Source organism: Sulfitobacter mediterraneus (assembly GCF_016801775.1).
Lineage (GTDB): Bacteria > Pseudomonadota > Alphaproteobacteria > Rhodobacterales > Rhodobacteraceae > Sulfitobacter > Sulfitobacter mediterraneus_A.
In genome coordinates, this window is sequence record NZ_CP069004.1 from 3,482,286 (window position 1) to 3,501,826 (window position 19,541).

Annotated in this window: 18 protein-coding genes; 9 read left to right on the forward strand and 9 right to left on the reverse strand. The window is 58.1% G+C overall.

Translation table 11 applies throughout. The features are described from left to right. Positions 1-6: 6 nt before the first annotated feature. The 7 genes from JNX03_RS17180 to JNX03_RS17210 all read right to left on the reverse strand — a co-directional run bounded on the left by JNX03_RS17180 (position 7) and on the right by JNX03_RS17210 (position 5,790). A complete protein-coding gene (locus JNX03_RS17180; protein ID WP_419584933.1) occupies positions 7-660 on the reverse strand; it encodes a 3-oxoacid CoA-transferase subunit B in 654 nt (217 codons plus the stop codon). Further along, positions 647-1,339, reverse strand: coding sequence for a CoA transferase subunit A (locus JNX03_RS17185; RefSeq protein ID WP_203210212.1), 693 nt, complete (start codon positions 1,337-1,339; stop codon positions 647-649). The genes JNX03_RS17180 and JNX03_RS17185 overlap by 14 nt, the downstream gene beginning before the upstream one ends. Then, positions 1,336-2,688: an aspartate aminotransferase family protein gene (locus JNX03_RS17190; RefSeq protein ID WP_203210213.1), complete on the reverse strand. Its 1,353-nt coding sequence runs from the start codon at positions 2,686-2,688 to the stop codon at positions 1,336-1,338. The genes JNX03_RS17185 and JNX03_RS17190 overlap by 4 nt, the downstream gene beginning before the upstream one ends. Further along, positions 2,685-3,455: an amino acid ABC transporter ATP-binding protein gene (locus tag JNX03_RS17195; RefSeq protein WP_203210214.1), complete on the reverse strand. Its 771-nt coding sequence runs from the start codon at positions 3,453-3,455 to the stop codon at positions 2,685-2,687. The genes JNX03_RS17190 and JNX03_RS17195 overlap by 4 nt, the downstream gene beginning before the upstream one ends. A gap of 16 nt (positions 3,456-3,471) precedes the next feature. Continuing rightward, the gene (locus tag JNX03_RS17200; protein ID WP_203210215.1) at positions 3,472-4,128 is read right to left on the reverse strand and encodes an amino acid ABC transporter permease; all 657 of its coding nucleotides are present in this window, start codon (positions 4,126-4,128) and stop codon (positions 3,472-3,474) included. Between the two features lie 18 nt (positions 4,129-4,146). Beyond that, positions 4,147-4,794 carry an amino acid ABC transporter permease gene (locus JNX03_RS17205; RefSeq protein WP_203210216.1) on the reverse strand — a complete coding sequence of 216 codons (648 nt, stop codon included), beginning with the start codon at positions 4,792-4,794 and terminating at the stop codon, positions 4,147-4,149. A gap of 219 nt (positions 4,795-5,013) precedes the next feature. Continuing rightward, a complete protein-coding gene (locus JNX03_RS17210) occupies positions 5,014-5,790 on the reverse strand; it encodes a transporter substrate-binding domain-containing protein (protein ID WP_203210217.1) in 777 nt (258 codons plus the stop codon). Between the two features lie 135 nt (positions 5,791-5,925). On the opposite strand from JNX03_RS17210, the gene JNX03_RS17215 reads away from it, so the two are divergent. Next, complete coding sequence (locus tag JNX03_RS17215) at positions 5,926-6,894, forward strand: LysR family transcriptional regulator (RefSeq protein WP_203210218.1); 969 nt, start codon at positions 5,926-5,928, stop codon at positions 6,892-6,894. A gap of 100 nt (positions 6,895-6,994) precedes the next feature. Here JNX03_RS17215 and JNX03_RS17220 read toward each other — a convergent pair whose 3' ends face one another. Then, on the reverse strand, positions 6,995-7,420 hold the full coding sequence (locus JNX03_RS17220) for a MarR family winged helix-turn-helix transcriptional regulator (RefSeq protein WP_203210219.1): 426 nt from the start codon (positions 7,418-7,420) through the stop codon (positions 6,995-6,997). A 127-nt stretch (positions 7,421-7,547) separates the two neighbouring features. Between JNX03_RS17220 and JNX03_RS17225 the strand changes: the two genes are divergently transcribed. From JNX03_RS17225 to JNX03_RS17260, 8 genes are all read left to right on the forward strand, one after another. Further along, the gene (locus tag JNX03_RS17225) at positions 7,548-8,642 is read left to right on the forward strand and encodes a substrate-binding domain-containing protein (protein WP_203210220.1); all 1,095 of its coding nucleotides are present in this window, start codon (positions 7,548-7,550) and stop codon (positions 8,640-8,642) included. Positions 8,643-8,772: 130 nt separating this feature from the next. Then, positions 8,773-10,383, forward strand: a complete 1,611-nt coding sequence (locus JNX03_RS17230) for a flotillin domain-containing protein (RefSeq protein WP_203210221.1) — start codon at positions 8,773-8,775, stop codon at positions 10,381-10,383. Positions 10,384-10,434: 51 nt separating this feature from the next. Then, the gene (locus JNX03_RS17235; RefSeq protein WP_203210222.1) at positions 10,435-11,655 is read left to right on the forward strand and encodes an urea ABC transporter substrate-binding protein; all 1,221 of its coding nucleotides are present in this window, start codon (positions 10,435-10,437) and stop codon (positions 11,653-11,655) included. Between the two features lie 70 nt (positions 11,656-11,725). Further along, positions 11,726-12,592, forward strand: coding sequence for a branched-chain amino acid ABC transporter permease (locus JNX03_RS17240; protein ID WP_203210223.1), 867 nt, complete (start codon positions 11,726-11,728; stop codon positions 12,590-12,592). Continuing rightward, on the forward strand, positions 12,592-13,617 hold the full coding sequence (locus tag JNX03_RS17245) for a branched-chain amino acid ABC transporter permease (RefSeq protein WP_203210224.1): 1,026 nt from the start codon (positions 12,592-12,594) through the stop codon (positions 13,615-13,617). Before JNX03_RS17240 ends, JNX03_RS17245 begins: the two co-directional genes overlap by 1 nt. After that, entirely contained in the window at positions 13,610-14,326 is a 717-nt protein-coding gene (locus JNX03_RS17250; RefSeq protein WP_203210225.1) for an ABC transporter ATP-binding protein, read from the forward strand. Before JNX03_RS17245 ends, JNX03_RS17250 begins: the two co-directional genes overlap by 8 nt. Before the next feature lies 1 nt (position 14,327). After that, the gene (locus JNX03_RS17255) at positions 14,328-16,727 is read left to right on the forward strand and encodes an amidase (RefSeq protein ID WP_203210226.1); all 2,400 of its coding nucleotides are present in this window, start codon (positions 14,328-14,330) and stop codon (positions 16,725-16,727) included. Positions 16,728-16,743: 16 nt separating this feature from the next. Further along, entirely contained in the window at positions 16,744-18,507 is a 1,764-nt protein-coding gene (locus tag JNX03_RS17260) for an AMP-binding protein (RefSeq protein WP_203210227.1), read from the forward strand. Positions 18,508-18,515: 8 nt separating this feature from the next. Here JNX03_RS17260 and JNX03_RS17265 read toward each other — a convergent pair whose 3' ends face one another. Next, on the reverse strand, positions 18,516-19,538 hold the full coding sequence (locus JNX03_RS17265; RefSeq protein WP_203210228.1) for a LacI family DNA-binding transcriptional regulator: 1,023 nt from the start codon (positions 19,536-19,538) through the stop codon (positions 18,516-18,518). Positions 19,539-19,541: the final 3 nt, after the last annotated feature.

Here is a 19,541-nt window from a genome sequence, read left to right on the forward strand (position 1 = left end):
GGCTCCTTAGAAACTGGGCAGCGGCGAGTGCGAAAGGATCAGGGGCGCATCGGTTGCGGCGCAAACCTCTGCCGGGCTGACCCCTTTGGCGGTCTCGATCAGGGCAAAGCCATCCGCAGTTACATCAATCACTGCCATATCGGTAAAGATCCGCGCCACGCAGGCCTGCGCGGTGATCGGAAGGGTACATTTGACCTTCAATTTCGACTTGCCGGCACGGTCCAGATGGGTTGTCAGAACCACCACCCGCCGCGCCTTCTGGGCCAGTTCAACACCGCCGCCGACGCCGGGTGAGAATTTGCCCGGTATTTTCCAGTTGGCCAGATCGCCATTGGCTGCCACCTCAAACGCGCCCAGCATCGTCAGGTCCAGCCGTCCGGATCGCACCATGGCAAAGCTGGTGGCGCTGTCAAAAAACGCCGATCCCGGCATGGTCGAGACATAGGCCCCTCCCGCATCAATAAGGTTGCGATCAGCCTGTTCGGGCGGCAAGGTCGGGCCAACCCCGGTCATGCCGTTTTCCGTATGCAGACAGACAGGAATGCCAGAGGCCAGATGATTGACCACTTGGGTGGGCATACCAATCCCAAGATTGACGACCATCCCCGGCGCGATCTCGCGGGCCGCGCGGGCGATCATACGGGTTCTAGCGTCGGACAACGGCATATTCCTCGGTAAGGTTTTCCAATTGGGTCACGTGATCCACAAAAACGCCCGCGGTTTGCACCGCATTGGCTGCAATTTCGCCGGGAAGAACCACAGTCTCGGCCTCGACGATGACACAAGCAGCGGCCATGGCCATCAGCGGGCTGAAGTTCTGCGCGGTGGCGGCATAGGTCAAGTTGCCGAAGGTGTCGGCGCAATCCGCGTGAATCAGGGCCACATCGGCCCGCAATGCAGGTTCAACGAGATAGGTTTTTCCCTGCATCTCCACCACCTGTTTGCCCTTGGCCAGTTCCGTCCCGATGCCAATATCGCTCAGCACCCCGCCAAGTCCGCTGCCGCCAGCGCGAATACGTTCTGCCAAGATGCCTTGGGGGTTGAATTCGACTGCAACCGCGCCGGAGTTCATCATTTCGATGGCACGGCTGTTCAGCCCCAGATGTGTTGTGATCAGCCGCGCCACCTGTCCGCTGCGCAAAAGATGATCAACCCCCATGTCAGGTTCATTGGCATCATTTTTGATCACAGTCAGATTGCGCGCGCCATGCTGGACAAGTGTGTGGATCAGCGTGAAGGGCGTGCCGGGTACACCAAAACCGCCGATCATGACGGTGTCGCCATCCTTGATCCGGCCCACCGCCGCCGCGATGTCACATCGCTTGTCGGGCAGCCTCATCTTGCGCCCTCGACGGGCAGCCCGGCCTCAGCCGCAAAAGCATCCAGCGCCGCGCAAAGGATCGTCATCATCTCGTCAATCTGGGCTTCGGTGATGATCAACGGCGGGGCAAGCAGAAAGTGATCGCCCGCCGTGCCGCCACGTGTGCGGCGCGAATAGATGATCAAACCGCGCTCATAGGCCAGTTCAACCAGCCGCGCATGCGCCTCAAGGCTGGGCGGCAAAGGCTCCATGGTTTCGCGGTCGCTGACAAATTCAAACGCGGTCAAAAGCCCCTTGCCGCGCACGTCCCCGATGAACGGATAACGCTCCATCAATCCGCGCAGCCGTGCCATCAGCACCTCGCCCATTTTTGCGGCGTTTTCGATCAGACCTTGGTCTTCCATTTCTTCCAGCACGGCCAGCCCCGCCGAACAGGCCAGGGGATTGCCCGCGTAGGTGAAGCCATGCAAGAACCCGCCCGCATCCAGTACCGGTTCGACCAGCCGCGCCCCGGCGACAATCGCGCCCAAGGGCGCATAGCCCGCCCCAAACCCCTTGGACATGGCCACGATGTCAGGGGTGATGCCCCAATGTTCAGCTGCAAGGAATTTGCCGGTGCGGCCCGCGCCGGTCATGACCTCGTCATAGATCAGCAAAACGCCAAATTCATCGCAAATTTCACGGATGCGGCCATAGTAACTGTCCGGTGCGACCAGAGCGCCGGTGGAGGCTCCACCAACGGGCTCCATCAAAAAGGCCAGCACGGTTTCGGCGCCTTCCTCGATGATCTTGTCGCGCAGCATTTCCGCGTATTTCAGCCCGCGTGCCTCTTCGCTCAGGTTGTCACGGTCCAGATAGGTGGCGGGCGCCGGGATGCTTGGCATGCCCTTCATCATCGGCGCAAAGGGTGCACGCAGCGGGTCATAGCCCGTCAGATCAAGCGCCCCCAACGTACACCCGTGATAAGATGGAAACCGAGAGATGACCTTGCTGCGGCTGCCTTGCCCCTGTGTCAGTGCATATTGCCGGGCGAGTTTAAGCGCGCTTTCAACCGCCTCCGACCCGCCAGAAACAAAGAACACCCGGTCCAGCCCCTCGGGCGTCATGGCGACCGTCTTGGCCGCCAGATCCTCAGACGGATGAGTGCGGAAATGCAGACGATACCCGAAGGTTGCTTTGTCCATTTGGGCCTTGATCTTGGCCAGCACGCGCGGGTTGGAATGGCCAATGTTGGACACCATCGCACCGGATGAACCATCAATGTAACGTTTGCCATCCTCGTCAAACAGATAGATGCCTTCGCCCCGATCCAGAAAGGGCCGCGGGTTGCGCGATTGGTAAAACAGGTAAGAGGGCGCGTCGGTCACTTGGCACCTGCAATATGTTTGCGCAGAAATTCGCGGGTGCGGTCTTTGACAGGGTTCTTGAACACAACCTCGGGCGGGCCTTCTTCAACCACCACGCCCTGATCCATGAATAAAACCCGATCACAGACTGCTGCGGCAAAATCCATCTCGTGAGTGACGATGATCATGGTCATATGATCTTCGGCCAATTTCTTCATCACCTGGTTCACCTCGTCCACCAGTTCGGGATCAAGGGCGGACGTGGCCTCATCAAACAGCATCAGCTTGGGTTTCATCGCCAAGGCACGGGCAATCGCAACACGCTGTTTCTGGCCTCCGGACAATTGCGAGGGGTAATAATCAATGCGTTCCAACATCCCGACATGGTCTAGCTGTTCTTCGGCCAATTTGTTGGCCTCGGCCTTGGACAGATCCTTGAGCAGCATCGGCGCCATCGTGACGTTCTCGCGTACGGTCAAATGCGGAAAGAGATTGAAATGTTGGAACACCATGCCGATTTGCTGGCGCATCTCGTTTATGTGCTTTTCATACTGGCGATGGGGTAGTGTCTTGTTGACCTGCACCCCGTCCAGCCAGATCTCACCGCCGGTCAGCGCATCAAGATCATTGATCGCCCGCAACAGGGTTGATTTGCCTGACCCCGACGGGCCGATGATCGCAACGATCTGGCCGCGTTCCACGGTCAGGCTGATGTCCTTGAGCACCTCAAGATTGCCAAAGGACTTTTGTGCGTGTTCGATTCTGACGAAATCGGATGTGTCGGTCATGTCTGGCCCCTTGAGATCAGCGAGAGATGGAGATGCGACGCTCAATCCGGCGCTGCACCCATTCCATTCCGAGATTGATGACGTAGTAGCAGGCCGCAGCCAGCAGATAGAATTCGAAAGGTCGGTAGGTCTTGCCGATGACCCGCTGCGCCGACAGGGTCAGCTCGCTCACCCCGATGACTGAGACCAGGGCGCTGTCTTTCAGCAGGGCAATCATATTGTTGCCAATCGGCGGCAGCACGTCCCGTACTGCCTGCGGGATCACCACCTTGCGCAGCGCCTCGCTCCGGCTGAGGCCCAGGGTGCGTGCGGCTTCCATCTGGCCCTTGTCCACCGCGAGGATCGCGGTCTGGATCAGCTCTGAATTGTAGACCGCAAAGTGTAGACCAAGGCCGATGATACCGGCGACAAAGGCCGGCAAGTCAATGCCGATCTGGACCAAGCCAAAGTAGATCAAGAACAGTTGCAGCAGCAGCGGCGTGCCCATGAACAGCCACGCAAAAAGCCGGAAAGGCTGGCGCAAAATCCATGGTCCATAAAGCGCGATCACCGCGAAAACAATCCCGCCAAAAAAGCTCAGCAAAGCGGCGGCAACCGTGATCCCGATGGTCCAGGCACAGCCCAGAAGGATCACATCCATGTATTTGGGAATAATAGAAAAATCGAGACCCATCACCGTGTCCTTTCGTGATCAGTTGATCTGTGCTTTACGGTCCAGCCAGGTGATGCCCCGGCCAGCCACGTAGATGATGATCATGTAAAGAATCCCGGCCAGCAGGAACATTTCGAACGGCTTGTAGGTCGAACCGATGTAACGCTGGGCGGTATAGGTCAGCTCCACCACAGAGATCGCCGCAACAAGTGCTGTTGCCTTGATCAGCGCATTGATGTTGACGCCCAGGGGGCGGATCATCAGGCGCGCCGATTGCGGCAGGATCACTTTGTACATCGCCTGCCACTGGCTCAGACCCAGGGTCCGCGCGGCCTCGCGCTGACCTTTGTCGATGGCGATGATTGCGCCCCGAATGGTCTCGGTCATATAGGCACCCGCGTTGATGCCAAGGCCAATCACTCCGGCCTCGAAGGCGTCCAGTTGGATGCCGATCTGCGGCCCGCCAAAATAGAGAATGAACAATTGGATCAGTGCGGGCGTGCCGCGGATGACGCTGACATATGCCGCACCGATGAACCGCAATGTGCGAAAGCGCGAGAGCCGAGCCGCCGCCCCCAGCGCCCCGCAGGTCAGGCCCAAAATGGCTGTCAGCACAGAAAGAAGTATGGTCAGCCAAGCCGCCTCAAGAAAGAACGGATAGACTTTCAGCATCAGTTCAAAGTCCATGCCGGCCTCCGCCAAAAACGCTGTGTGCCAAGAGGGGAGACTGCCTGTGCGTCATCAAATGAAATCCTGTGCAGAAGAACATGAAGGGCAGCTTGAATTGAACGGCCTTGATCGCCAAGACTGCCCCGGACCTATTGCCCATCGTCAGGCAGGATGGCAGGGCAGTCAAACCGCTTGCAAGAATCCCCCGCCGCAAAAGGCGCGGCAGGGGCAGGGAGGTCAGCGGATGTCAGCGCCGATCCACTTTTCGGCCAGCGCCAGATAGGTGCCGTCTTCCATCATGGAATCCAGTGCCGCTTGCATGGCTGCGGCCAGTTCGGGGTTGCCCTCACGAATGGCGATACCCGCGCCGAAGGGCTTGGTGCCCGGATCGTCAAACATCGCAAATTCCTGACCTTTGGCGGTCATCGCGAGGATGGCCGCGATTGAATCGTTCACGATGGCGTCCACACGGCCATTTTCCAGCTCCAACAGCAGCTCAGGCAGGCCTTTGTAGGTATTGATGGAATAGCCCTGCGCGCGCGCCCAATCTTCATGTGTCTCACCCAAAGTCAGGCCGACTTTCTTGCCTTCAAGATCCGCCAGGCTGGTGATGTCCGATCCCGGCTTGGTAAAAATGGCGCGCTTGTCGGAGTAATAGGGCCCGACAAAATCCACCACTTCGTCCCGCTCTTCGGTGATGGTCATCGACCCGACGATGGCGTCGTATTTGTTGGCGAGAAGCCCCCCGATGATCCCGTCCCAGGCAGTTGTCACGATCTCGGCCTCCAAACCCATGCGTTTGGCAATTTCGGTACCAATCGCGGGGTCAAAACCGACGACCTTGTTTTCATCGTTTACGAAGTTGAACGGAGGATAAGCGCCGGACATCGAGATGCGGATGACGCCCTTTTCCTTCAGTGTGTCCAATTCCTCTGCGGCTGCTGCGGTCAGCCCAAGAACCGCCAGCGAGGCTGCGGCAATTGCAGATTTCAGAATGGTGCGGCGAACAGTCATTTTTTTCTCCCAGTTTATACTGCGCCGGGGTTTGACCCAGGCGATATTGGCGGATTCCCCGCTCTGCAAAAACACTTGCATGGCCCCTAACATCGTGCAAATAAATAATAGATATCTTCAATATAGATGAAATTTATGAGACTCCCGCACCAGCAGCGTTTTCCCTGGAACCTCGACTGGAACCTGCTGCGGACCTTTATGGTGGTGGTTGAGCAACGCGGCATTTCAAAAGCGGCGGATTTTCTGGGGCTCAAACAGCCGACCGTTTCAGCGGCGCTCAAACGCCTGGAATTGTCCACGGGCCGCACTCTCATCATCCGGAAGCCCAATGAGTTTACCATCACCCGTGCGGGGCAGGTGCTTTATACCGAATGCGCGACGATCTTTGGCTCGATCTCACAATTGCCAGCCCTGATGGATGTCGACAACACGGATCTGCGTGGCCATTTGTCGATTGCGATCACCAGCTATGTGATCTCGGATCATTTCGACGACTTCTTGAACCGGTTCTCCAAGGCGCATCCGAATGTGACCTATTCGTTTACCGTGTCCGAAAGCGATGAAGTGGAAACTGCAATCTCGCAAAACCGGGCCAGTTGCGGGATTTGCCTGTTGTCGAAAGCGCCGAAAAACCTCGATACGATGATCCTGTATCGCGAATACTTTGGTCTTTACTGCGGTGCCCGCCATCCGCTGTTCAATGTACCGGATATTGAGACCAAAGAATTGGAGGGCGAGCCATTCGTGGCCTTCCAGACCGAGGCCGAGGGTGGCCCGCTTGAGGCAATTGCCCATCTGCGCGCCCGTTTGGGGCTGGCCAATACATGGCGCGGGGTGTCATCCAGCCTCAATGAGATCCGCCGTATGATCATGGCCAACATCGGGATCGGCGCCTTGCCGCTGCACGTGGCGCAACAAGACGTTGTGGCCGGTCACATTCGTCAATTGCCGCCCTATGAAGACCTGCCGATGGTTAACATCTATCTGATCAGCAATCCTGCCCGTCGGCAGTCAGAGGCCGACGCAGTGTTTCTTGCCGCCATCGCGGCAGAACTCTCTGCCATTGATATTGCCGATCGGACCTATGGGGCAATGCGAGGGTAATCGGCTGTTGCCGGATGGCCGCTGAGCGTTGCGATTTCGTTTTGACCTAGGGCCAAATGCCGATCCATCCCGATTGTCCGGCGCAGGGTGAATGCCGTGACTAGACCGTGATCTTCGACAATAGCTTGAGCAGCAACGCCCCGTCTTCTGTCTCAAGCAAACCGTTCAGTGCGCCGTCCTGTTCTTCGACATCCTTACGAATGTCGAGCATGCGCATACGCCCCAGATGGGTCAGCAACAGATTGATCTCACGCTGATCGCTCTGCGAGATCTGCCGGTGGACCAAGCCGTCAGAGACCATGCGATCCACCAATTTGCTTAATGTAGGCGGATTGATCAGCGCCTTGCTCGCCAGTGCGCCCATCGTCAGCCGCCCGCCAGCATCAAGGCATTCCATTACCCGCCAGGCTTCGATCTGGATGCCATGCTTTTTCAGGCGCGTCGTCATCCGCTGATTGACCGAACGATGCGCAGCGGCCACGGCATAGGAAATATGGTTTTCAAACGAACTGGGCTGCTCAGACATCTCTACCACCGTTAATCACTGCCCTGAATTTAGTTGACTTGGAAAGCAAATTCAATTGCAATGTGCCATCAAGCTTGCATCAAGCGCATATCGCAGAGGGGGAGGGACGCTGCGACACGACGTGACTATGCCAATTGAACTCGCAGATTTTCGCGAGAATGGACAGTTTCACGCAAGTGGCGTCTATCGTGTTGCGCTATTGATTCCTCTGTGCGGGGCGGCGGGCATCTGGGCCCCGTCCTGCATCTCAAGCGCGCAGGTCGCCGTGGCAGAGCTGAACAAAGCGGACGGGATCGAAGGGCGCAAGGTGCAGCTGATCATGATCGATGCCGCGGTTGAGGCGGCGGAGCCAATCGAAGAGATCGTCAACGATTTGATCGATCTGGGCGCAATCGACGCGATTGTCGGCATGCACCTCAGCGCGATCCGGCAAAGGCTGTCCAAGGTGGTTTGCCAGCGTATACCCTATATCTACACACCGCTTTACGAGGGCGGCGAAACGACTGCGGGTCTTTTTGCCATTGGCGAAACCCCCAAGGAGCAACTTGGCCCCGCAATGATGTTCATGCAAAAGCGGTTCAAGCCGCGCAAATGGGCGTTGATCGGCAATGACTATGTCTGGCCGCGCAGTTCGCATGACTATGCAAAGTCCTGCCTCAAACAGATGAACGTTGATCTGACGATGGAATGCTACGTGCCATTTGGCCTATCGAACATGAGCGGTCTGGTGTCAAAGCTCGAGGCCTCTGGCGCGGATGCCGTTCTGGTGTCTTTGGTGGGCCAGGATGCGGTGATGTTCAACCGCACCTTCGGGCGGCGCGGGCTTCACAAAAACATTGTCCGGCTGTCCACGGCGCTCGAAGAAAACGGCCTCATGGCCTGCGGGCGTGGCAATCTGGAGCGTCTTTTCTCGGTGTCTTCGTATTTTGGCTCCATATCCAATGACGAAAATGCCGCCTTCAAGGAACGATATTACGGGATGCACGGCGATACGGCTCCGGCGCTGAATGCGCTGGGGCAATCGACCTATGAAGGTCTGCACTATCTTGCCGGTCTTATCGGCCAGTTCGGCGACGTCTGGCAGCACAGATCAACCCGTGACCAACTGCCCGTCAGCTATGCCAGCGGTCGCAATTTTACACATTCTCCCGGTCTGAGACGCCCCTCGGTATACATGGCGCGGGCCGATGGTGTTCAATTTTGTGACTTCAAGCTTTTGTAAATAAAAGAAAAACAAAATTAACTTTCCAATTCAAATAAAATACTTGAACTGGAAACTAATCTCGCCCACCGTAAAGCAACAGAATCGTGCAGGCCGTTCGAGCGCTGCATGACAGGTGGGGGAAATTACTTTGTATTGGGCGCTAGCTGTTGTCATTTTTATCGTCGTGCTGTTGGTCGGCATCTGGTTTCTTCAGCGTTTCTACGCCAAGGCGACGCTAGAAACGGCCTTGGTTCGGACCGGCATGGGAGGACGACGTGTGTTGACCGACGGGGGCTGCATTGCCCTGCCGATCCTGCATCAGGTGCAACGGGTCTCCATGCAGACCGCCGCCATCGAAATCGTCCGCAGTGGTCGCGATGCAGTGTTGACTGCCGATCAGTTGCGGGCCGATCTCGCAATGGAATTCGAACTGCGTATCGCCCCTGACACGGGCAGTATCGCCACAGCGGCGCAGGCTTTTGGACACCGGATTGCCCGCAGCGGTGACGCGATTGCGGAGGTCTTGTCCGGCGCCTTGATCAACGCGGTTCACAGTGCCGCCGCAGCGCGGGGGCTCACCGAAATTCATCTCAATCGGGCTGAGTTTACCAAGGATGTGGCAGATATGGTTGCAGACCACGCCAAGCGTCTTGGGTTGGATCTGGTGTCTGCCTCCCTGATTTCGGTGGATCAAAGCGATCTGTCAGGCCGGGACGAGAACAATGCCTTCAACGCCACAGGCATGCGCCGTTTGGCCGAATTGGTGGCCGAGGAACGCAAGGCGCGGATCGCCATTGAAACCTCTACCGAAGTGGTAGTGCGCGAACACCGCCTGTCACAACACCAGCGGCAAATTGAACTCAAAAAGGCCGAGCGCGAGGCCGAGATTGCCCAACAAGAGCATCTCGCCCGTCTCGAAGCCGAAGCCGAAAGCCGGTCTGCCCAGACCCGCGCAGAGGCGCACCGTGCATCAGAGGCCGTGCGGATCGCCGAAGAACGTATGACCAAATCTGCGCAGGTTGCCAATGACGAAGCCCTGCGCAAGGCCGAGATGACCGCGCTCATGCAACTGGAAGAGGCAAAGATCGCCAACAACATCAAGCTGTCTCAGGCCCGCGCCAAAGAGGCCAAATCGAAGGCCGATGAGGAAGAAGCCCGCATTCAGGTGATCCTGGCCGCCGAAAATGTGCAGGCTCAGAAAGAACGGGCAATTGCCCAGCGAGAGCGCGAGATTGCCAAGCTCAAGCAAGAGCGTGACATCGAACTCGAAGACGCACGCGTCCAAAGTGATGTCAGCACCCTGCTGGCCCGTGCGCAGGCCGATGCCGCTGCCAGAACCGCCGCAGCCAGCGCCGAGAAAGAAGCGATGGAGGCTCAGGCCGCAGGGCAGGCCGCATTGAACTCGGCAGAAAACACACTGAGCGATGCGGTAATCCGGATGCGCCTCGAAGAGCGCAAGCTGGACCGGATGCCAGAAATCATGACCCAGATGATGAAGCCGGTTGAAAAGATCGACTCTATCCGCATCAACCAGATCGGCGGCCTGGGGAGCGGCGGAACTGGCCAGACCGAAGGTGTCGATGGGGCCTTTGGTGCCGCGATGGACCAGATCCTTGGCATGGCCGTGCGCCTGCCCGCGATGAAACAGATGGGCGATGAGATCGGCCTTGATTTCGACCCAAACATCGCAGGCCGAACGGCGGATTATGCCAACCGGATAAAGGCAAAAGACGACCACAAAACCAAAGACAAAGAGTGATCTAAATCACCCTTCCAAAAATCCAACAGTAACCGAACGGAGGACTTACACATGTCTCTGAACAGAAGAGATTTCCTTGGCCGCACGGCCGCATTGACCACGACCGCGATGCTGCCAACAGCCGTATTTGCGGATGGCACCATCAAACTTGGCTCCATTCTGGACGCATCCGGCCCGTTTGACGCTTATGGCAAACCGATGGATCAAGCCATGCGCATGGCCGTGGCTGAGATCAACGAGGCCGGCGGTCTGCTGGGCCGTCAGGTTGAGGTCACCGCCTATGACACCCAATCGGACATGGCGCTTTATTCGCAATACGGTCAGCAGCTGACCCGCCAGGACAAAGTTGATGTGGTGCACGGCGGCATCCTGTCCGCCTCCCGCGAGGCGATCCGCCAAACCATGCGCAAGACCAAAACGCTGTATTTCTACAACGTGCTCTATGAAGGTGGCGTATGCGACCGGAACATCTTTATCAACGGTGTAACCCCAGCCCAGCAGGTTGAGGCATTGGTGCCTTTCGCGATGAAAAACTCCGGCAAGAAGGTCTATATCCTTGCCGCTGATTACAACTATGGCCAGATCACTGCGCGTTGGATTCAAAAGTTTGTGGCGGACAACGGCGGCGAAGTTGTCGGCACCGATTTCTTCCCGTTGGATGTAAGCGACTTTGGCTCCACCATCGCCAAGGTCCAGACCGCCAGCCCCGATCTGGTGATTGCCCCGCTGGTTGGCGGCGCGCATCTGTCCTTCTTCCGTCAGTGGGCCGCCGCTGGCATGAAAGACAAGATTGCACTGGCCTCGACCACCCTGGGCGTTGGCAACGAACACAAGGTTCTGACCCCCGAAGAGGGCAACGGCATCATGTGCGCCTACAACTACAGCCAGGAACTGAACACGCCGGAGAACGCCCAGTTCAAGGAAAAATGGGCCGCGATGTTCGATGGCGATCAGTCGATGCACGAGATTGCCGTGTCGCATTACCACGGCATCAAAACCTGGGCCGAAGGGGTGCGCCAAGCCGGGTCACTTGACCGGATGGCGATCATCGAAGCCTTGGAAACCGGCATCTCGATCATGGGGCCGGGCGGCAAAGTGACGGTTGATCCCAAAACCCATCACGCGGTTCTGGATGTGCATTTGATGCAGATGCAGGACCAGCAGATGAAAGTGATTGAAACCCTGCCACAGCGGCAGCCGGTCGACACGCAAGCGGTTTGCGATCTGAGCGCAAACCCGAATGACAACACGCAGTACGAAATCCAAATCTAACCGCGTGTATCTCCCAGGCGGGGTGCCTCTGGCGCCCCGCCACCCCTTTTATTCTTTCAAGCAGGTCTCCATGGATCTCAGTTTTGTCATAGCGGTTGAAGTGCTTTACGCGGTTGCCTCGCTGGTCTTGATCAGCGCCGGATTGGCCGTGGTGTTTGGCATGATGAAGGTCATCAATCTGGCGCATGGCGAGTTCATGATGCTGGGTGGCTACACAACAATCACAGCAGTTGGGCTGGGCGTGAATGTCTTTGTTGCGATGCTGGTGATTGCTCCACTGGTCGTGGGGCTGGTCGGGCTGATTGTGGAACGATTGGTGATCCGGCACCTTTATGGGCGGCTGGTTGATACGATGTTGGCCACATGGGGTCTCAGCCTTGTGTTCATTGGTCTGGCCACGATGATCTTTGGCAATACCACCACAGGCATCTCCACCCCGATCCCCGGCTTTGCCGTGGGAGACTACCAGATCAGCGGCTATAACTTCTTTATCATTGTGGTGGCTGCCGTTCTGGTAATCGCGATGCTGGCGGTGCTGCGTGGCACCCGCGCGGGGCTGATTGCACGCGGCACGATGCAGCGCGCTGATATAGCCGCCGCCCTCGGTTACAGCCCGGACCGTATTTATATGGCGACGTTTTTCTGCGGCTCTGCCTTGTCAGGGCTGGCCGGGGCCGTCCTTGCGCCGCTGGTTGGCTTGGTGCCGACATCGGGCGGTGCCTATATCGCCAAGGCATTCATCACGGTGATCGCTGGCGGCCCCTCGTTGATTGCAGGTCTGCTCAGCTCTGCCACCTCATTTGGTGTCGTTAATCAAGTGTTCACCTTCGCGATCTCGCCGGTGATTGGTGAGGTGGCGCTTCTTGTTGCGGCTGTTGTCTTGCTGCGGCTGATGCCGCAAGGGATCACGGGCCGCTTTTTCAAAGGTAAACTGTGATGGAGCGGTCATTGGGGAAAGAGATCATCGCCACATTGATCGTATCGGCGCTGCTGATCTGGCTTCTGCCGATGGTGATCGCAACCTATACGCTGACGGTGCTGGTGATCTACGGCATGCTGGGGCTGAGCCTTGGTCTGATTTGGGGCTTCGGCGGAATCTTGTGTTTTGGTCAGGCGGCGTTCTTTGGCCTTGGCGCTTACACCTATGCCATCGCGGCGATCAATCTTGGGGAAAGCACGGTGCCAATGCTCTTGGCGGTGCTGGTGCCGCTGATCTTTGCGGCTGTGCTGGGCGCACTCATGTTCTACGGGCGGCTGACGGATGTCTATCTGGGGGTGATCACCCTTGTTGTGACGCTGATCCTTTTCAAGTTTGTGAACTCCACCGCAGGCCCTCAATACGTGATCGGCAACGCGCGACTGGGCGGTTACAACGGTATTCCGGGGTTCCAGACCCTCAATGTGCCGGGCAATCCGGATGCCTATATCTGGGGCGACCCCTATTTCTATTTCTGCGCCGTCGCGCTGGTGATTGTCTTCCTGCTGGTCACATGGTTGCTGCGCTCGTCCTTTGGTCGGGTTGCCATCGGTATCCGCGAAAACGAGACCCGCATGGCGCTGATGGGCTATGACGTGGCCGCCCGCAAAACTGTGCTGTTTGCCACCGGCGCGGCCATCGCCGGGCTGGCCGGGGCACTTTTTGCGAATTGGGGTGAGATCGTCACGCCGGGGCTGTTCTCGCTGGGCCAATCGGCCGAGATCATCATCTGGTGCATTGTCGGGGGTTTGGGCACGCGGCTTGGGCCGGTCCTTGGCGCGGCGGGGCTGGCCTATCTGAAATTTGTTCTGGGCCAGCAAAGCCTGATCGACAACACCTTGATCACCGGGCTGATCCTCGTGCTGTTCGTGCTGTTCCTGCCCAAAGGTCTGGTGCCCGCAGTATCCGCCTTGTGGAAGGCCAGCTTTGGCCGGGCCCGGCGCAGACCACTTGCGCGGCAAAGACGGAAAGCAAGACATGGCTGAAACTGTATTGGAAACCCATGGGCTGACCATGCGCTTTGGCGGCGTCACAGCCAGCGACAACGTGAATTTCTCTCTCAAGGCACGCGAATTGCGCTGTTTGATCGGGCCCAATGGTGCTGGCAAATCCACGTTCTTTAAATGCGTGACCGGTCTTCTGACCCCAACCGAGGGGCAGGTGTTCATGCGCGGTCAGGATGTCACGGGCTGGCAGCCCCATCAGATAGCCTCGCTCGGGGTTGGGATCAAAACACAGACGCCCAATGTGATGGATGCGCTGAATGTGCATGAAAACATATGGCTCTCCGCTCGCCGCTTTCATGATGCGGCAGAGGCAAAGGCCCGCACTGATACCATCATCGACAGGTTGGCTCTGGGCGCGATTGCCCGCACGGAACTGGGACAATTGGCCCATGGTGAACGCCAACGGGTGGAACTGGGATTGGTTGCAGTGGCCGATCCATGGCTTGTGCTGCTGGACGAACCCGCCGCCGGGATGAGTGCGCAAGACGTGGACCGGATGACCGAAATTATTCACGAGCTGACCCGCAGTGCCGCGGTGGTGATCGTGGAACATGACATGCAGTTCATCCGCTCCATCGCCGAGACGGTCACAGTTTTCCATCAAGGGGCCGTGTTGATGGAAGACCACGTCGACCGCGTGATGTCTGATCCGACGGTCCGCGCCGTCTATCTTGGAAAGAAGGCATAAGATGACCGAAGACCGCGAGATATTGTTGTCCGCCAAGGGGATATCGGGTGGCTATGGCCGCGTGCCGATCCTGCACGGCATTGATCTGGACGTGGCCGAGAACGAAGTTGTCGGTGTGCTTGGGCACAACGGCATGGGCAAGACAACTTTGCTCAAGACATTGATGGGGTTCCTGCCTGCCACCGCCGGGCAGGTTCGATATGACCAAACCGATATCACCCGAACACCGCCCAATGTACGCGGGCAGATGGGCATCGGCTATGTACCGCAGGGGCGGGGGATCTTTCCGCAGCTTTCCGTGCGCGACAATCTGCGCTTTGCCTGGCGCGATCACGCCGGCGGGTCCGAGACCGAAGTGATGGACGCTGTTCTTGCCGACTTCCCGCGCCTGCAACGCCTTCTGGATCGCGAAGGCGGCGCATTGTCGGGCGGCGAACAACAGCTTCTGGCGTTGGCCCGCTGCCTGATGGGTGACCCTGATTTCCTGCTTTTGGATGAACCGACCGAAGGCATTCAGCCTTCGATCATCGAAGAGATGGCCGAAACCCTGTTGCTCCTGCGCGAAAAACGCGGGCTTTCAATCCTGCTGGTCGAACAAAACTTTGACTTCATCGCGGATCTGTCTGACCGGGTTCTGGTGTTGGAGCGGGGCCGCATCACCGGCACGCTGACGCGGGCAGACTTGTCGGATCAGGCCAAAGTGGATCAATTCCTTGGGTTCGGTGCGGCGCGCGGCACCCGTCAAAAATCGGGCACGCGAGCCGAAACGCCCACAACCGCGCCTGCCGCGCCGCCCGCAGGCCGCCGCCCGCAAACCTTCCCAAAAGACAGCGCTGCGAAGCCATCGCCGCCGCTTCATTCGCAACCCAACAGCCCCACGGTGACAGCCATGACCATCAAACGCCCCACATTGTCCCAAATGCGCGCCATGGCGGACCGGTTCGGGATGAGCCTGTCTGACGAAGATCTGTCCGAATACACCGAGATCATCGAGCCCTATATGCAGGCCTATGACCGGCTGGATGCCTTGCCCGACAACCTGCCCCAGGTCAGATATCCGCGCAGTCCGGGGTATTTCCCCGACAAGACCGAGAATCCGCTCAACGCATGGTACGTCAAGACCGAAGTGCGCGGCGCGCCGGATGGCAAGCTGCGCGGCAAACGCATCGCGTTGAAAGACACGATCTGTCTTGCTGGCGTTCCGATGATGAACGGTTCCTCGATCATGGAGGGGTACACACCCGAGATCGATGCCACCATCGTGACCCGCATGTTGGATGAAGGGGCGCTGATCGCAGGCAAGGCGCATTGCGAAAACTTCTGTCTTTCCGGTGGCTCACACACCAATGCCAAGGGACCGATCCACAACCCGTGGAAACGCGGCTATATGGCGGGCGGGTCTTCAGGCGGCTCTGCGGCCTTGGTTGCGGTAGGCGAGGTCGACATGGCCATCGCGGGCGATCAGGGCGGATCCATTCGCATCCCATCGTCCAATTGCGGCGTCTACGGCATGAAGCCCACCCATGGGTTGGTGCCCTACACTGGTGCCATGCCGATTGAACAAACCATCGACCATCTTGGCCCGGTGACGAACAACGTTGCCGACAATGCCCTTTTGTTGGAGGTTTTGGCAGGCGAAGACGGGCTTGATCCGCGGCAGTACAAACCCAAGACCTACAGCTATACCGAAAGTCTGGGACGCGGCGCCCAAGGTATGCGGATCGGGATCCTGTCTGAGGGGTTTGGTCATCCCAATTCTGAAAGTGACGTGGAACAAAAAGTCATGGCTGCCGCCGAAAGGTTCCGCGAACTGGGTGCAAGGGTCGAGACAATCTCGGTGCCGGAGCATCACACCGCCATGGACGCCTGGACCGCAATCACGCTGGAGGGGCTTCAGGACGGGATGATGTGGGGCAATTCCAGCGGCACCAACTATCGCGGACTGTTCTTGCCGTCGATGACCGATCACATGGCGCAGTGGAAGGGCAGGGCTGATGAATTGAGTCATTCCCTGAAAGCCTGCATGTTCGTAGGCGAGCATTTTCAGCGTCAGTATCGCGGACGGTTCTATGGCAAGGCGCAAAACATCATGCGCAAGGTCAACGAACGCTATCTCGCCGCACTTCAGCAATATGACCTGTTGTTGATGCCCACCCTGCCGATAAAACCGCAGGAACATCCACCTGCCGATTGCTCGCTCAGCTTGTATGTTCAGCGGGCGTTTGAGATGGTGCCTAACACGGCCCCCTTCAACGGCGGCTTGCCCGCGATGAGCGTCCCTTGCGGGCTGAGCGAAGGGCTGCCAATCGGGATGCAACTTGTTGGTCCGAATTATGGGGAAATGAAGATTTACCAAGCTGCCCATGCGTTTGAACAATCAGGCGACTGGCGCGACATGTAAACGGGGAGGCTTCGAGATGACCATTTTGAACGAAAGCATTGCAGACCAGATCCAGAAGTTTGGGGTGAATGACACCAGCGCGGAGCAGGCCGATCTGTCGCCGCAAGATGGCAAATCCTATGTGAAAGGCCCCACACACCCGCCGCTGGCTTTCGCCACCATCCCCCAGTTGTTGCAGGATGCCGTGGCGCGGTACGGGCCAAGGGATGCGCTGGTGTTTCCCGATCGCACACTCAGCTATTATGATCTCGACCGCGCTGTGGATGCATTGGCCTCCGGCCTTTTGGCGCTGGGCCTCGAAAAAGGGGACAGGGTAGGCATCTGGTCGCCCAACCGTTTGGAATGGGTGCTGACGCAGTTCGCCACCGCGCGGATCGGCGCGATCCTGGTCAACATCAATCCGGCTTACAGATTGTCCGAACTCGAATATGCGCTCAACAAAGTGGGGTGCAAAGCACTTGTACTGGCCCCTGCCTTTAAGAGTTCCGATTATCTGGGAATGATCCGGACCCTTGCGCCAGAGTTGGCTACGGCGGAGCGGGGCAAGCTTCATGCCGCCAAACTGCCGCATCTGCGGCATGTCATCGTGATGGGAGAGGCGCCCGCCGACCAGGGGATCTGGCCATTTGATGCCCTGTCCGAACTCGGCGGCCCGGCCCAGCAACTGCGCCTGCCGCAGATCGGCGCCACGCTGGAGCCTGATGATGCGATCAACATCCAGTTCACCTCTGGCACAACCGGACAGCCCAAAGGTGCCACTCTTTCGCACTACAACGTGGTTAACAACGCGCGGTTTGTCACCGACCGGATCAAACTGACCGAAAATGACCGGTTGGCGATTCCCGTGCCGCTTTATCATTGTTTTGGCATGGTCATGGGCGTTCTGGGGGCTGTCAGCAAAGGCGCGGCCATGGTCTTCCCCGGAGAGGGGTTTGATGCGGCGCAAACCTTGGACGCATTGGCAAAGGAACGCTGCACCGCGCTTTACGGTGTGCCGACGATGTTTGTGGCCATGTTGCAAGACCTTGAAGCAACGCCGCGCGATCTTTCGGCGATGCGCACAGGGGTCATGGCCGGGGCGCCATGCCCGGTGGATGTGATGAAAGCGGTCAATTCCGTGATGCATATGGATGAGGTCACAATTTGCTATGGCATGACCGAAACCGCGCCGGTGTCCTTCCAAAGTTTTGTCGATGATCCGGTGACCCAGCGCTGCGAAACAGTCGGGCGGGTGCATCCGCATCTGGAGGTCAAGATTGTCGATGAGAACGGGCAGATTGTGCCCGCAGGAACCCAGGGCGAGCTGTGCACGCGCGGCTATTCAGTGATGAAGGGCTATTGGGACGATCCGGGTCGCAGCGCCGAGGCGATCCGCGATGGCTGGATGCACACCGGAGATCTGGCTGTGTTTGACGAAAACGGATTCTGTACCATCACCGGGCGCGTAAAGGATATGATCATTCGGGGCGGCGAAAACATCTATCCCCGGGAGATTGAAGAGTTCTTGTATTCCCATCCGCAAGTCCGCGAGGCGCAGGTTTTTGGTATACCGGATGACCGACTGGGCGAAGAGGTTTGTGCATGGGTGGTCGCGGCAGATGGCGCAAATCTGACGCCGGATGCACTGCGCCAATTCTGTCAGGGCCAGATCGCCCATTTCAAGGTGCCGCGGCACATCCGCGTGGTTGAAGAGCTGCCAATGACGATCACCGGTAAGCCGCAGAAGTTTGTTATGCGGGATCAGATGGTCGAGATGCTGGCCGCAGAACGGGCGACCTGACGGGCGCATCACATGGCGGGGATATTCTCCCTTGTGATGACCCGTGGTTCAATGAACTTTTTGGTCAAATAGGGCGCGGTCGAGGCCAGTGAGCCAAGCAGCTGGATGGTGGCCTGTTCAGCCATCAACCTGGCGTTTTGATCGATGACGACGCTGACCCGATTGTTCAGAAGGAATTTTCGGGTCTGGTCCGTCAAATCATGGCAAAACAAAACCAGTCCGTCGACATCCCCTCTGTCCTCCACCGCTTTGATCACCCCTGACCGACCGCCGCCCGCGACATAGATTCCACCCAAATCAGGATGGCGGGCAAGGATAGACGCCGCCCGCTGATAGCCACGTTGTGCATCGTCATTGATCTCAACGGCATCAATCACCTGCAGATGCGGAAACTCTTCGGACAATACCGAACGGAAACCGGATTCCCGCTCATCGTGGCCGCGGTAACGCCTTGACCCCAGGAACAGCGCGATCTTGGCATTCTGCTTGCTGAGCATTGATCCCATCAACTTGGCGGCGGTGCGCCCCGCGATCCGGTTGTCCACACCAACATAATTGGCCCGCATCGAAGAGGGCAGATCAGATGCTATGGTCACAACCCGCACTCCGGCTTCAACCAAACGCTGGATTGCGGCTCTGGTCTTGGGATCGTCGACTGCCACAACGCCAAGGCCGGCTGTTTTTGGATCAAGATCATCCAGCGCCGCCAGCAACGTGGACGGCGATGCATCCGGCAGCCGCGTGACTTTGCACTCAGAAACCAGCGGCAGACGCAGGCAATAATCCTCAATTTGAAAGGCGAGGTTTTCCAAGAACCGATTGCCTCCAACCGGCAGGAAGAACTCCAACCGGGCGGGTTTGGCAGGCATCCACAGATCACCGGTTTCGGGCAAATAACCAAGCTTGGCCGCTGCATCCAGCACTCTGTACCGATTGGCCGCTTTCACACCGGACCTGCCGTTCAATACCCGGTCTACAGTCGCTGTGGAGACGTCGGCGGCTGCCGCGATGTCACTTATGGTCGCTTTCATCGG

Bases quoted from the DNA above. Each gene is read 5' to 3' on its own strand.
- JNX03_RS17185 (WP_203210212.1), bottom strand. From the start codon at position 1,339: ATGAGGCTGCCCGACAAGCGATGTGACATCGCGGCGGCGGTGGGCCGG.
- JNX03_RS17260 (WP_203210227.1), top strand. From the start codon at position 16,744: ATGACCATTTTGAACGAAAGCATTGCAGACCAGATCCAGAAGTTTGGG.
- JNX03_RS17265 (WP_203210228.1), bottom strand. From the start codon at position 19,538: ATGAAAGCGACCATAAGTGACATCGCGGCAGCCGCCGACGTCTCCACA.
- JNX03_RS17215 (WP_203210218.1), top strand. From the start codon at position 5,926: ATGAGACTCCCGCACCAGCAGCGTTTTCCCTGGAACCTCGACTGGAAC.
- JNX03_RS17220 (WP_203210219.1), bottom strand. From the start codon at position 7,420: ATGTCTGAGCAGCCCAGTTCGTTTGAAAACCATATTTCCTATGCCGTG.
- JNX03_RS17245 (WP_203210224.1), top strand. From the start codon at position 12,592: ATGGAGCGGTCATTGGGGAAAGAGATCATCGCCACATTGATCGTATCG.
- JNX03_RS17255 (WP_203210226.1), top strand. From the start codon at position 14,328: ATGACCGAAGACCGCGAGATATTGTTGTCCGCCAAGGGGATATCGGGT.
- JNX03_RS17240 (WP_203210223.1), top strand. From the start codon at position 11,726: ATGGATCTCAGTTTTGTCATAGCGGTTGAAGTGCTTTACGCGGTTGCC.
- JNX03_RS17210 (WP_203210217.1), bottom strand. From the start codon at position 5,790: ATGACTGTTCGCCGCACCATTCTGAAATCTGCAATTGCCGCAGCCTCG.
- JNX03_RS17195 (WP_203210214.1), bottom strand. From the start codon at position 3,455: ATGACCGACACATCCGATTTCGTCAGAATCGAACACGCACAAAAGTCC.
- JNX03_RS17235 (WP_203210222.1), top strand. From the start codon at position 10,435: ATGTCTCTGAACAGAAGAGATTTCCTTGGCCGCACGGCCGCATTGACC.
- JNX03_RS17200 (WP_203210215.1), bottom strand. From the start codon at position 4,128: ATGGGTCTCGATTTTTCTATTATTCCCAAATACATGGATGTGATCCTT.
- JNX03_RS17205 (WP_203210216.1), bottom strand. From the start codon at position 4,794: ATGGACTTTGAACTGATGCTGAAAGTCTATCCGTTCTTTCTTGAGGCG.
- JNX03_RS17250 (WP_203210225.1), top strand. From the start codon at position 13,610: ATGGCTGAAACTGTATTGGAAACCCATGGGCTGACCATGCGCTTTGGC.
- JNX03_RS17225 (WP_203210220.1), top strand. From the start codon at position 7,548: ATGCCAATTGAACTCGCAGATTTTCGCGAGAATGGACAGTTTCACGCA.